Source organism: Carboxydothermus pertinax, from assembly GCF_001950255.1.
In the GTDB taxonomy this organism is placed as follows: domain Bacteria; phylum Bacillota; class Z-2901; order Carboxydothermales; family Carboxydothermaceae; genus Carboxydothermus; species Carboxydothermus pertinax.
On record NZ_BDJK01000043.1, the window covers coordinates 21,781 to 35,254 of the forward strand.

General features: G+C 42.7%; 12 protein-coding genes and 2 riboswitches. Of the genes, 9 read left to right on the forward strand and 3 right to left on the reverse strand.

Features of this window, described 5'->3' with window-relative positions; genetic code table 11:
• Positions 1-7: 7 nt before the first annotated feature.
• The 3 genes from hemG to hemE are packed head-to-tail and all read right to left on the reverse strand — an operon-like array spanning position 8 to position 3,335.
• Positions 8-1,399, reverse strand: coding sequence for a protoporphyrinogen oxidase (gene hemG, locus cpu_RS09570; RefSeq protein ID WP_075859782.1), 1,392 nt, complete (start codon positions 1,397-1,399; stop codon positions 8-10).
• A 2-nt stretch (positions 1,400-1,401) separates the two neighbouring features.
• Complete coding sequence (hemH, locus tag cpu_RS09575; RefSeq protein ID WP_075859783.1) at positions 1,402-2,280, reverse strand: ferrochelatase; 879 nt, start codon at positions 2,278-2,280, stop codon at positions 1,402-1,404.
• Positions 2,281-2,282: 2 nt separating this feature from the next.
• Positions 2,283-3,335, reverse strand: a complete 1,053-nt coding sequence (hemE, locus tag cpu_RS09580; protein WP_075859784.1) for a uroporphyrinogen decarboxylase — start codon at positions 3,333-3,335, stop codon at positions 2,283-2,285.
• A 215-nt stretch (positions 3,336-3,550) separates the two neighbouring features.
• Here hemE and cpu_RS09585 point away from each other — a divergent pair, with 215 nt between their 5' ends.
• From cpu_RS09585 to lipS2, 9 genes are all read left to right on the forward strand, one after another.
• Positions 3,551-4,813, forward strand: coding sequence for a methylaspartate ammonia-lyase (locus cpu_RS09585; protein ID WP_075859785.1), 1,263 nt, complete (start codon positions 3,551-3,553; stop codon positions 4,811-4,813).
• A gap of 234 nt (positions 4,814-5,047) precedes the next feature.
• Positions 5,048-6,313: a double-cubane-cluster-containing anaerobic reductase gene (locus cpu_RS09590; protein ID WP_075859786.1), complete on the forward strand. Its 1,266-nt coding sequence runs from the start codon at positions 5,048-5,050 to the stop codon at positions 6,311-6,313.
• The gene (locus tag cpu_RS09595) at positions 6,313-7,047 is read left to right on the forward strand and encodes an acyl-CoA dehydratase activase (protein WP_077177293.1); all 735 of its coding nucleotides are present in this window, start codon (positions 6,313-6,315) and stop codon (positions 7,045-7,047) included. The genes cpu_RS09590 and cpu_RS09595 overlap by 1 nt, the downstream gene beginning before the upstream one ends.
• 107 nt (positions 7,048-7,154) lie before the next feature.
• A riboswitch (glycine riboswitch) is annotated at positions 7,155-7,262 on the forward strand.
• A gap of 3 nt (positions 7,263-7,265) precedes the next feature.
• A riboswitch (glycine riboswitch) is annotated at positions 7,266-7,328 on the forward strand.
• Positions 7,329-7,417: 89 nt separating this feature from the next.
• Positions 7,418-8,500 (forward strand): glycine cleavage system aminomethyltransferase GcvT, encoded by a 1,083-nt coding sequence (gene gcvT / locus cpu_RS09600; protein WP_075859788.1) that lies wholly within the window; start codon positions 7,418-7,420, stop codon positions 8,498-8,500.
• A 2-nt stretch (positions 8,501-8,502) separates the two neighbouring features.
• Positions 8,503-8,895 (forward strand): glycine cleavage system protein GcvH, encoded by a 393-nt coding sequence (gene gcvH, locus cpu_RS09605; RefSeq protein WP_075859789.1) that lies wholly within the window; start codon positions 8,503-8,505, stop codon positions 8,893-8,895.
• Position 8,896: 1 nt separating this feature from the next.
• The gene (gene gcvPA, locus cpu_RS09610) at positions 8,897-10,231 is read left to right on the forward strand and encodes an aminomethyl-transferring glycine dehydrogenase subunit GcvPA (RefSeq protein ID WP_075859790.1); all 1,335 of its coding nucleotides are present in this window, start codon (positions 8,897-8,899) and stop codon (positions 10,229-10,231) included.
• Positions 10,231-11,691 carry an aminomethyl-transferring glycine dehydrogenase subunit GcvPB gene (gcvPB, locus tag cpu_RS09615; protein WP_075859791.1) on the forward strand — a complete coding sequence of 487 codons (1,461 nt, stop codon included), beginning with the start codon at positions 10,231-10,233 and terminating at the stop codon, positions 11,689-11,691. The genes gcvPA and gcvPB overlap by 1 nt, the downstream gene beginning before the upstream one ends.
• Positions 11,679-12,482 carry a LipS1 family lipoyl synthase gene (lipS1, locus tag cpu_RS09620; protein ID WP_075859792.1) on the forward strand — a complete coding sequence of 268 codons (804 nt, stop codon included), beginning with the start codon at positions 11,679-11,681 and terminating at the stop codon, positions 12,480-12,482. The genes gcvPB and lipS1 overlap by 13 nt, the downstream gene beginning before the upstream one ends.
• Positions 12,479-13,396: a LipS2 family lipoyl synthase gene (gene lipS2, locus cpu_RS09625; RefSeq protein ID WP_077177294.1), complete on the forward strand. Its 918-nt coding sequence runs from the start codon at positions 12,479-12,481 to the stop codon at positions 13,394-13,396. The genes lipS1 and lipS2 overlap by 4 nt, the downstream gene beginning before the upstream one ends.
• The last annotated feature ends 78 nt before the right edge of the window (positions 13,397-13,474 follow it).

The following is a 13,474-nucleotide window of genomic DNA, read 5'->3' on the forward strand; positions in this document are numbered from 1 at the left end:
TCTAATTTTAAGAAATATTATTTAAGAGGCGTCTTACCGCTTCCCGGCCGCTTTTTATGCAGTCAGGAACGCCAATTCCCCGGTAGGAGCTGCCGGCTAGAGCGAGGCCCGGCATTTCCTCTACCAGCTTATCAATTTTTGCCAAGCGTTCTAAGTGGCCAACCTTATACTGGGCCATACCTTTAGGCCAGCGAAAGATTTCGTAAAAAAGCGGCTTGGCTTGAACCCCAAGAATATCTTTTATTTCTCTTAAAACAAGATCGACCATATCCTTTTCCGGTAAAAATACATCTTCCTGATTTACCGCCCCGCCTAAAAAGCCACGGACTAATAGGTAGTCCTCAGAGGGTACCCGGTGGTTCCATTTGACCGAACTATAGGTAATCGCCATAAGATGACGCTTTTCAATTCGCGGTACAACAAAACCAAAGGAATTTACTGCAAAAGGCCAATCAGCTTTTTTGTAAGCTAAAGTAATAGTAGCCGAAGAAGCAAAACCGGTTTGAGTTAAAAGCCCGGCAAGGTCGCTGTTTAGTTCTTCAAGAAGCTCGGCGGCAACATATGAAGGTACCGCTAAGATAACATGGTTACTTTCAATTACTTCTCCGTCACTTAAAAAGGTCTGGTATTTTCCATTTTTATAAGAAATCTTAATGGCTTTTTTGCCGGAAAAAAGTTTATATTCTGGAAGATTTGCCACTATATTTTCGGCAAGTTCCCCCATCCCTTTTTGAAAGCTCATGAAATACGTGGTTTTTGACTTTGTTTTTGGTTTTTTAACCGCTTGAGCTTTGGCGGTAAGCATTCCTTTGATTAAGCTGCCGTATTTTTTTTCCATTTCCACGAAACGGGGAAAAGTTGCTTTAATACTCATTTCTTCAGGGGTACCGGCGTGAATGCCGCCAATTAGTGGCTCAGCAATTTTTTCTAAAGCTTCCCTCCCGAGGCGCCGGGTGACAAAGCTGTATAAACTTTCATCACTATCATCTTTTTTTGGGGGAATAAATAAGTCTAAGCCCATGCGGATTTTTCCCGGCCAGGAAATTAAGGGGCTTAAAACAAAAGGAATAATTTTGGTTGGTACCATCATCATCAGGCCTTCGGGAAGTTCGTGGAGCCGACCTTTAGAAAGAATATAAGTACCTTTAAATTCGTCATTAGTGCCAATTATTTTATCTTCAAATTTTAACTCCCGGGCAATTTGAAACACCTGCGGTTTTTCTGATAAAAAACAGTCGGGGCCGCCTTCAATAACAAAGCCATCTCTTAAGTTAGTTTTAACTTTTCCGCCAAAATAATTGTCTTCCTCAATTAAGATAAAATCCTGTCCTTCCCGAAAAAGTTCATAGGCAGCAGCAAGACCGGCTATACCACCGCCTATAACCAAGAAATCAGACAATTTTATCCCTCCAGTTTTAAGACCAGCTGCTTTAAAGCTTTGATAAAATATGGATGAGTGTTTAAGGCTGAAAGCCGTTTAATATTAACGTCAGAAAATTTTTCTTTAAGCTCAATATCTAAATCGTAAAGGGTTTCAACATGATCGGCAACAAAACCAATAGGGTCTATGACAATATTTTTTATTCCTTTGGTGGTGAATTCGGCAATTACTTCTTCGACCCCCGGGGAAAGCCATTCCCCTTGGGACTTACCTTTACTTTGAAAAGCGTACGCCCAGGGAAAAGGGAAAGAACTCCCTAACTTCTTTGCAGCGGTTAAAAATTCATCAAAGTAGGGATCTCCCTTTTCTATGGCGTTTTTTGGTAAACTATGGGCGGTAAAAATTATACCGGAATCCTCCGGAGAATAAGTCTTTAGGGCTTTCTGCAAAAGGTCCCGGTGAGCTTCTATAAAGAGTGGTTCATAAGCCAATCCCCCGCTAAAAAAAAACTTAACGGTAGGAAACCGATTTTCCAAGCTTTTAATAGTTTTTTGATAAGCTCCGGTGGAAACGCTGGAATTAAAAGAAGACATTGGCAGAAAATAAATTACTTTTACCCCTTTTAAAACAAGCTTAGAAACAACCTCTGGAATTTCCGGCGACCAGTACTGGTAAGCAAAATCTACCAGGTAACCTTCCCCAAGTTCTACCTTTAAAGCTTTGGCTTGTTTTTGGGTTATTTCAGTTAAAGGAGACTTTCCGCCAATTCTTTCATAGCGGCCGCGGACTGCAGCTACCACCGGCGGCGGGGGGATTTTGCCCATAATTTTAGACATAAAGGGACCAATATTTTCAAGGCTATCCGGGCAGCCAAAGGCTACTAAAACTACGGCCTTCATTTTTAAGCCTCCAAAAGTTCTTCATAACTTAAGCTGCTTAATTCGTGGACTACTTCCACCAGATACTGAGCTTTTTCCACCGGAGTTTCCTTATGAATGCCGTGACCTAAGTTAAAGATATGTCCCGGGCGTTTGCCGGCTTTTATTAAAATGTCTTTTACTTTTTTCCGAATAACTTCCTTGGGAGCAAAGAGAGCTATAGGATCAAGATTTCCTTGCACTCCCCGGTCAAAGCCTACGGTCTGCCAGGCGGTATCCAAATTTACCCGCCAGTCAAGGCCTACTACATCCCCTCCAGCGGCAGCAATTAATTCTAACATGCTGCCGGCATTGTTAGCGAAGTGGATGACCGGAACGCCGGCATCTTTTAAATTATCAAAAACATATTTGCTGTGGGGCAGGACATATTTTTTATAATCTTGGGGAGAAAGCGTTCCCACCCAGGAATCAAAAACCTGAACCGCTTGAGCTCCGGCTGCAATTTGGGCTTTTAAGTAACGCACCGTGGATTCGGCAATCTTGCTTAAAAGTTCATGCCAGGCTTCCGGCGCTTCCCACATAAGTCTTTTACACTGGACGTAAGTTTTGGAACCGCCCCCTTCTATAATATAACTTGCTAAAGTAAAGGGAGCGCCAGAAAAGCCAATAAGCGGAACTTTGTCAGCAAGCTCCCGGCGTAATATTTTTATAGCTTCTAAAACATACGGCACATCTTCTTCAGGGGTAATTATCCGAACTTTTTTCACATCATCTATGGTTCGAACGGGATTTTCGATTACCGGACCTTCATCTTTAGCAAAGCGAAAGCCAATGCCCATTCCCTCCAAGGGTAAAAGAATATCGGCAAACAAGATTGCGGCATCGACCCCTAACTTTCTTACCGGCTGCAGCGTTACCTCTACTGCCAGTTCGGGGGTTTTGCACATTTCTAAAAAAGAGTATTTACTTCTAATTTCCATATATTCGGCCATGTAGCGGCCGGCCTGACGCATGAGCCAAACCGGGGTATAGGAAGTTTCTTCCCGGCGGCAAGCTTTTAAGAAAGTATTATTCATAGCTTTACTCCTTTCTCGGGACCGATTCGTAAACTAAACTAAAATAAATATTCAATACTAAACTAATATATATATTCAATATTATATCTTTTATTCCTTGTATAAGAAGAAATAAAAATCATTAATTTTTAAAAATCTTTAAAAGTAGCTTGCATTAAAAATTAAATATGGATAAAATTATACTGTATACAAAATACAGAAATGGGGTCGATGTCATGCTGATTAACGATGTACTTTTTGTCAAAGGCAGTTCTGGTTTTTATTTTGATGACCAAAAAGCAATTAAAAGCGGAGCCGTAGCTGATGGCTTTACTTATAAAGGCGAACCTTTAACCCCAGGTTTTTCCAGGATACGCCAGGGTGGCGAAGCGGTATCTATTATGCTTTTTTTAGAAAACGGAGAAATTGCGGTGGGAGACTGCGTTGCGGTGCAGTATTCCGGAGTAGACGGCCGGGATCCTGTGTTTTTAGCGGACAATTTTTTAAGAGTTTTGGAAGAGGAAATAAAGCCTAAGTTAGTTGGCTATAACCTCCTTAGCTTTAAAGAAGCGGCTTGGTATTTTGATAATCTTACCGATAAACAGGGAAAAAAATATCACACTGCCTTACGTTACGGGTTAACCCAGGCGTTGTTAGATGCGGTAGCAAAGATTAACCACTCTACCATGGCGGAGGTAATTGCTAAAGAATATGGCTTAAAGCTTTTATTAAATCCTGTACCGCTCTTTGCCCAATCGGGGGACGACCGCTATACCAATGCTGATAAAATGATATTAAAACGGGTGGATGTCTTACCCCATGGTTTATTTAATCACCCCTCGAAAATCGGTGCAGAAGGGAAAGATTTGACCGAATACGCCCTGTGGTTAAAACAGCGGGTAAAAGTCTTAGGGGATCCTGACTACCTGCCGATATTTCATTTTGACGTTTACGGTACCCTCGGAATTGTCTTTAGTGATAATTTAGACCAGGTAGCCGAATACTTAGCGAGATTGGAAGAAAGGGTTTATCCGCATCTTTTAAGAGTGGAGGGACCGGTGGATCTTGGCTCAAAGGAACGGCAAATTGAAGGGTTAAGGTATTTGCAAGAGAAGCTTTATTCCTTAGGTAGTAAAGTAGTTGTTGTAGCTGATGAATGGTGTAACAACCTTGCTGATATCAAAGAATTTGTGGATGCGCGGGCAGGTTTAATGGTCCAAATTAAATCCCCGGACTTAGGGGGGGTAAACGATATTATTGATGCGGTTTTATATGCCAAGGGAAATGGTATCGGTGCCTATTTGGGTGGCAGCTGCAACGAAACCGATATATCGGCTAAGGTTTCGGTTCACGTGGGCCTTGCTACAGGGCCGGATCAGCTCTTAGTAAAGCCTGGCATGGGTGTGGATGAAGGTTTAACTATCATGCGGAATGAAATGCTGAGGACTTTAGCGATTTTAAAGAAAAATAAATCTTTAATCCAGAAAAAAGTTGGTTAGCCGGAAGGAACGTCTTCCGGTTTTTTTATTCCATTTTGCAATACTTACGCGAAGTAAAAATAAAAAAATGGAATTTTACAAATAAAAACAATTAATATAAGATTAATTGTGAAAAAAATTATAAACTTTTGGGGAGGGGAGGGTCTGGTTGCCCCGGAGGACTTTAAATCCAATGGACAATTTTGGGGGTTTGGTTCGATTCCCACTTCCTCCCTTTAAAAAAGGAGGAGAGCTATGGACAATCGAGAACTGTGGAAGACTTTGAATGTTGATTTGGAGAAACACGATGAATTTTTGGCTCCGGTGCCGGGGGTTTATACCGAACTTTTTTTAAATCGACCCAATCGACCTAAAAAAATGGACTACTTTGATGCGGTAGTAGGGGATATTCATGGAATTAGAGTGCACGAGCTTTACAACTTAAAACATGCAGGTAAAAAAGTGTTTGCGACTTTTTGCGTTTATGTTCCGGAGGAAATTATTAATGCTACCGGCAGTGCTTGCATAGGCCTTTGCGCCGGTGCGCAGTATCCAATTCCGGCAGGGGAGACGGTCTTGCCCCGCAATCTTTGTCCGCTTATTAAATCAGCAATGGGCTTTAAAATTGAGAGAATTTGTCCATATTTCCAGGTGGCGGATTGTGTAGTAGGGGAAACTACTTGTGATGGCAAGAAAAAAGCCTGGGAGATTTTAAATGAATATATTCCAGTGCATGTGATGGAACTTCCCCAGAAAAAAGAAGCACGAGACCGAGAATTTTGGGAAGCTGAAATTAAAGATTTTGTGCGATTTGTGGAAGAAACGACTGGAGTTAAATTAAATGCCGAAAACTTAAGAGAAGGAATTGAAAAAATAAACAAAAAACGACAAGCCTTAAAAAGGCTTTCGGATTTAAGAAAACATAACCCTGCTCCTATCCATGGCTTGGATGTCCTTTTAATTAATCAATTGGCCTTTTTTGATGACCCTGAACGATTTGCTTCCAAGGTAAACGAACTCTGTGACGAATTAGAAGAAAGGGTTGCCCGGGGGGAAGGGGTAGCTCCCAAAGATGCCCCGAGAATCTTAATTACCGGTACCCCTCAGCCCATACCCCACTGGAAAATCCATGCCTTAATTGAAGGAGCCGGCGGAGTGGTAGTGGGAGAGGAAACTTGTACCGGGGAAAGGTATTTTAAGGATTTAGTAGAACCAGCCGATGACATGGACGGAATGTTAAAAAATATTGCAGCAAGATCTTTAAAGGTAAATTGTGCTTGCTTTACCCCCAACCCTGGCCGTATAGAGGACCTTTTAGGGCTGGCTAATAAATTACAAGTAGACGGGGTAATTCACTATTCTTTGCAGTTTTGTCAACCCTATGGAGTGGAAAGTTACTTCGTTAGCAGGGAGCTGGAGAATCGCAACATTCCGGTATTAAAGTTAGAAAGCGACTTTTCCGATGAAGACCAGGGGCAGTTAAAAACCCGGATTGAAGCCTTTTTGGAGATGATAAAATAGTGTTTGCAGGATTAGATTTAGGTTCTACCAATACGAAATTAGTAATTATAAGAGAGGATGGAAGCCTTCTTTTTAAGATTATTCCCACTAAATTTGAACCGGTGAAAGCCGGAGAGGCTATCTTAAGAGAGACAGGAGAGGATATTCAACGATTGGTAGTTACCGGTTACGGTCGGGTGGCTTTTAACCGGGGAAAAGTTGTAACGGAAATAACCTGTCAGGCCAAGGGCTGCCATGAATTATTTCCCGAGGTTGAATTTATCTTAGATTTAGGCGGTCAGGATGCTAAAATAATTAAAAAGGATGGTCAAGGAAGGGTAGTTAATTTTTTAATGAATGATAAATGTGCTGCTGGAACGGGCAGATTTTTAGAAGTAATTTTAGCGGCAATTGGGGATGAATTCCAGGATGAGGTTTTGGTTAATGAAGTTAAGGCAGTTCCTATAAATTCCATGTGCACTGTCTTTGCCGAATCTGAAGTTATCTCGTTGCTTGCCCGTGGAACTCCTAAAAGAGAAGTAGTAGCGGGGTTATTTAAAACAGTAGCCAAAAGGCTTGCCAAATTTGTCGCAAGCCTTGGCCAACCCCGAAAATTAATATTTACCGGTGGTGGGGCGAACTACAAAGCCCTAAGATTTTTTTTACAAAGAGAACTGGGAATTGAGGTGGTTGTGCCACCAGAACCGTCGGTGACCGCTGCTTTAGGGGCTGCTTTAATTGCTAAAGAAGCCTGAGGGTAACCTTCCAGGCTTTCTATAAATTAAAATTTTCACAAATATAAAAATTGTTGAATTAATGCGAAATTTATCATAAAATGTATACAGAAAACTAAATACGGCGGATGAAGGCAGCAGGAGAGACCCGGACTCGGGCGCCGAAGGAGTAAGCCTTTAAAGTTTTGCTTGGCTTTAAAGGTGAAACTCTCAGGCAAAAGGACTGTTGCTGGACGAAGCTCTGGAGAGTCCCAGGACTGGGCACCCACGGGGAGAATAATCTCTCAGGTCAAAGGACAGAGGCTAAAGCGTTTAGGTTTTAGCTATCTGTCTTTTTATTTTTTGGATTAAAAAACAAAAGCTGCAAAAACTAAGAAAAAAGGGTGATGGGATGGAAAGTTTAAAAAGAACTCCGCTTTTTGAAGAGCACTTAAAGCTTGGGGCCAAAATGGTACCCTTTGGTGGCTGGGAAATGCCGGTTCAGTATACCGGTATCTTGGAAGAACATATGGCTGTTCGTACCGATGTGGGGATGTTTGATGTGTCCCATATGGGAGAAATTGAAATTTTGGGTAGCAGGGCTGAAGAATTTGTAAACTACTTGATTACCAATGATGCTTCCCGCTTAAATCCTGGTGAGGTAATTTATACTACCATGTGTTATCCAAACGGCGGGACGGTTGATGATTTATTGGCCTATAAGTATTCCAACGACCATTACTTATTGGTAGTGAATGCTTCCAACAAAGATAAGGATTTTGCCTATATTATAGAACATAAGTGGGAAGATGTAACGGTAACCGACTTATCGGACCAAACGGCGGAAATTGCTCTCCAGGGTCCCCGGGCTCAGGAGGTCTTGCAAAAACTAACTTCTTTTGACTTAAACCGGATTAAATATTTTGGTTTTGTGGAAATAGAGGTAGCGGGTATTCCCTGCTTGGTAAGCCGCACCGGCTATACCGGCGAAGATGGCTTTGAAATTTATTTTACCCCCATTCACGCGGCAAAAATTTGGAATGAACTATTAAGTCTTGGGGTAAAACCAGCAGGGCTTGGTGCCCGGGATACTTTAAGGTTTGAAGCCTGCCTTCCGTTATACGGCCATGAACTTTCAGCCGAGATTACGCCTCTTGAGGCGGGACTTGGTTGGGCCGTTAAGTTTACCAAGGAAGATTTTCTGGGAAAAGAAGCTTTACTTGCCCAAAAAAATGCAGGGCTTAAAAGAAAAATTGTTGGTTTGGAAATGATTGGAGCAGGAATTCCGCGCCAGGGCTACGAAATAGTATTTAACCAAAGGGGAGTAGGTTTTGTTACCTCCGGTACCTTTGCGCCGTATTTTAAGAAAAACCTGGCTTTAGCCATGGTTGATATCGACGCGGCGGAAATTGGTACCGAGTTGGAAGTAATCATTCGGGGGAAGGGCGTTCGTGCCCGGGTAGTTCCAAAACCATTTTACAAAAGGGGGAAATAAGCATGAGTAATGTGCCTAAGGATTTAAAGTACAGCCGTGAGCATGAGTGGATTAAGGTAGACGGCAATATTGGTATTGTAGGGATTACTGATTTTGCCCAAAAATCACTGGGAGACATCGTATTTATTGAGCTTCCTGGAGTGGGTGATGAAATTACCGCTGGGGACACCTTTGGGGTGGTAGAGTCGGTAAAAGCTGCTTCCGACTTATATGCTCCGGTCTCCGGAAAAGTACTGGAAGTAAATGAGGAAGTTATTGATTCACCTCAATTGGTAAATGAAGACCCCTATGGTAAGGGGTGGATGATTAAAGTTGAAATTTCCAATGAAGCGGAATTGGAAGAACTACTCTCCCCCGAAGATTACGAAAAACTTTTAGAAGAGGAAGGCGAATAATTTGAAGTATACTCCCCATACCCCGGACGAAGTCCGGGAAATGTTAAGTAGCCTTGGCTTAAATACCATTGATGATTTGTTTGCTGATATCCCGGAAGAGGTTAAACTTAAAAGGCCCTTAAATCTTCCTTCCGGGATGTCAGAACTTGAAGTTAAAAAGCACTTAGCAAAGCTAGCATCACAAAACGGTTCTGCGGATAAATATCTAACCTTCTTGGGTGCAGGAGTATACGACCATTATGTACCTTCGGTGGTAAATCACATCTTACTTCGCTCGGAGTTTTATACAGCCTATACTCCCTATCAGGCAGAAATGAGCCAGGGGGTATTACAGTCCATTTTTGAGTACCAAACCATGATTTGCGAACTAACCGGGCTTGATATCACCAATGCGTCGATGTACGATGGCGGATCAGCTTTGGCTGAAGCTGCTCTGATGGCAGTAAATCAAACCCGGCGGGATAAAATTTTAGTTTTAGCTACTATCCATCCCGAATACCGGAGTGTAGTTAAAACCTACACTTGGGGGCCGGGGATTACCGTAGTAGAAGCGCCCCGGAAAAATGGCACTGTGGATTTAGAAAAACTTGAAGAGCTTATTGACGATAAAACCGCTGCGGTTTTGGTACAACAGCCAAACTTCTTTGGCCAATTAGAACCAGTGGAGGAAATAAGTCGTTTAATCCATGCTAAAAAAGGCCTGCTGGTAGCAGCAGTAGACCCCATTTCCCTGGGGATTTTAAAACCGCCGGCGGAATACGGGGCAGACATTGCGGTGGGTGATGGGCAGGCTTTAGGTAATGGTCTTGCCTTTGGGGGGCCGCACCTTGGCTTTTTTGCCGCCCGGAAGGATTTAGCCCGCCGGATGCCTGGACGGTTGGTAGGTTTAACTACTGATCGCCAGGGCAACCGTGGCTTTGTTTTAACGCTGCAGGCCAGAGAACAGCACATCCGCCGGGAAAAGGCAACTTCCAATATTTGCAGTAACCAGGCGTTAAATGCTTTGGCAGCGACCGTTTATCTGGCAACGGTGGGAAAAAAGGGGTTAAAAGAAATTGCCCTGCAAAGCTTACAAAAAGCCCATTATGCTTTTGAACGTTTAATTGGCGAAGGCTATGAACCTTTATTTACCGGGCCATTCTTTAAAGAGTTTGTGGTAAAAGTTAAAAATGAAGAGGAAATTACCCAAAAACTTTTAAAACACCATATTTTGGCGGGGCCGGGTATAAGCCGTTTTTACCCGGAATTAGCACCAGCTTTAATGATTGCGGTTACTGAAAAACGCACCCGGGAAGAAATCGATACATTGGTAGAAGTAATGGGAGGTGACCGGTAATGGGAAGCTATCCTTTGATTTTTGAATTGTCGAAAGAAGGAAGAACCGGTTTTGAGCTTCCAGAGTTAGATGTTCCAGCAAAAGATGTTACCAAACTTTTACCGGAAGGAATGTTTAGAGAGACCGAACCGGACCTCCCGGAAGTTGCGGAAGTGGATGTTGTCCGTCATTATGTGGGCTTATCCCGGCGGAATTTTGGCGTGGATAACGGTTTTTACCCCCTGGGAAGCTGTACCATGAAGTATAACCCCAAGATAAATGAAGATACTTCAAGGCTTGCCGGCTTTGCGGAACTTCATCCCTATGTTCCGGAAGAGTTGGCCCAGGGAGCTTTAGAGTTATTATATGATACCGAACAATACTTAAAAGAAATCACTGGTATGGATCGGTTTACCTTGCAGCCGGCAGCCGGCGCCCATGGGGAATTTACCGGGATTATGATTATAAAAGCTTACCTGGCGAAAAGAGGGGAAAAACGGACAAAAGTAATAGTTCCGGACTCAGCCCACGGTACTAACCCGGCAACGGCTGCCATGTGCGGCTTTGATGTGATTTCTATTAAATCCAATGACCGGGGGTTGGTGGATCCCGAAGAGCTGGCGAAAGTTTTGGATAAAGACGTTGCCGCTTTAATGCTCACTAACCCTAATACTTTAGGGTTGTTTGAAGAAGAAATTGTCAAAATTGCTAAAATGGTGCATGATGTAGGAGGCCTCTTGTATTACGATGGCGCAAACTTAAACGCTATCTTGGGGGTTACCCGGCCCGGAGACATGGGTTTTGACGTAATGCACATTAACCTCCATAAAACTTTCTCCACTCCGCACGGCGGCGGTGGGCCTGGATCCGGACCGGTAGGGGTAAAAGCCCATTTAGCGGAGTTTTTGCCGGTTCCGGTGGTGGAGAAAGAAGGGGATAGGTACTACTTTAATTACAACCTGCCCAATTCTATTGGCAAAGTAAGAACCTTCTACGGCAATTTCCTGGTAGTGGTTAAAGCTTATACTTACTTAAAAGCTTTAGGTGGCGAAGGCCTTGTCGATGTCAGCCAAAAAGCTGTTTTAAACGCCAACTATTTAAGAGAAAAGCTTAAAAAATATTTTTATCTGCCCTATGACCGGCTCTGCAAGCACGAGTTTGTCCTGTCCGGTAAGTGGCAAAAGGAAAAAGGGGTTCGTACCTTGGACATCGCCAAACGGCTTTTAGACTATGGTGTTCATCCACCAACTATTTACTTCCCGCTTATTGTGGACGAAGCGCTGATGATTGAGCCTACAGAAACGGAATCCAAGGAAACTTTAGACCGGTTTATTGAGGTAATGGTTGCCATAAGTCGGGAAGTAGAGGAAAATCCAGAACTTCTCCATGAAGCTCCCCACGTCACTCCTGTGGGCCGTTTGGATGAGGTGGGGGCAGCACGAAATCCAATTTTGAGGTGGAGTAAAGATTGGCAAAAATAACTTTTGTTTATCCTCATAAAACCAAACCGGTTACGGTTACCGGCCCCCACTGCGCTTTAAACTGCGCCCACTGTGGGGGTCATTATTTAAAAAGTATGCTTCCTGTAGAAAAAATACCGAATTTAAAAAAGGTTAAAAGTCTTTTAATAAGTGGTGGTTGCACTAAAGACGGTAAAGTTCCGTGGTTAAAACATGCGGAATTTTTAGCCGACCAAAAAGGAAACTTAAAATACAATTTTCATGTGGGATTAATCGATGACGACCGGGAAATTGACCTATTGGCCCAAATAGCAGATACGGTGTCCTTTGATTTTGTTGTAGATGACGAAACGATCGCTAAAGTTTATCACTTAAATAAAACCGGGGAAGATTATTTAAACACTTACCGGAAATTAAAGGCGAAAGTTCCGGTGCTACCCCATATAACTATTGGCCTTTTGGGCGGGGAAATTAAAGGGGAATTTATGGCCATAAAAGCGCTTGGGGAATTTAATCCTCCGGCGATTGTGTTTATTATCTTCCGCCCTACCCCCAATACGGGCTTTTTCGAGCGAAAACCACCGGAAATTGCCAAGGTAACTGAAGTTTTTGAATTTACGCATAAACTTTTTCCCGATACTCCCTTATATTTAGGCTGTATGCGGCCGGGAGGGAAATACCGGGAAGAGGTTGATTTAAAAGCTTTAGAGCTGGGTTTTGCGCGAATTGTGCAGCCTCATCCGGAGGTAGTAAAGAAAGCCCGGGAACTTGGCTTTGAAATTGAGGAAGCGGGAGAGTGCTGCGTGTTATGAGAGCATCAATTGGGACGTTGGCGGCGTTAAAACTAAAAAAAGTGAAGGTAGAAGCGCTTCCCACTACGGCTTACTTTATGTTAGGGGAGAAATGTCTCCACGATTGCGCTTTCTGTTCCCAGGCAAGATCAAGTAGTGCTGACTTAGAGCTATTGTCCCGGGTAACCTGGCCTAAGATAGAAGAGGAATCAGTTTTTAAAGCCTTGGGACAAACAAATTCAGTCCGCAGGGCTTGTTTTCAGGTAGTGCACACCAAGGAAAGTTTTAAAGAAATTTTAGAAAAAACCAAAAAACTAAAAGAAAAAGCAACAATACCTCTATGTGTCTCGTACAACGTTCGGGATGAAAAAGAAGCCCGGCAAATTTTTGCAGCGGGAGCAGATCATCTAAGCCTTCCCTTGGATGGAGCCGTTAAAAGGGTTTATGAAAAAGTTAAAGGTAAAAATTATGAGGAACTGTACCAAAAATTAATTGACTTAGCAGCAAACTTTCCCGGAAAAATAGGTACCCACTTAATAGCTGGCCTCGGGGAGACCGAAGAGGAAATGCTTAAAGTTATGGCCGACCTTTTAAAACATAATATTACCATAGCATTATTTGCCTTTACCCCTATACCCGGGACGAGTTTAGAAGATAAAACTCCTCCAGATATTAAAAGCTACCGCCGCCTTCAGGCGGCCTTCTATCTTCTGAAAAACAACCTAAAAGATATAAGAGAATTTACCTTTAAAAACGGCAAAGTCGTAAATTTTGGATTAAAGAGGGAAGAGATGGCAGAACTATTTAAAGATGGGGAAGCTTTTCGTACCAGTGGTTGTCCCGACTGCAATCGTCCCTATTACAACGAACGGCCCGGTGGGGTGATGTATAATTATCCACGTCCGTTGACTTCAGAGGAAATCCGAGACCCCTGAAAAAAGTATTATAAAAAATAGAAAATGTAGAATAAAATAACAATAGCCCCTAAATTTATGATATAATTTATGTATAAT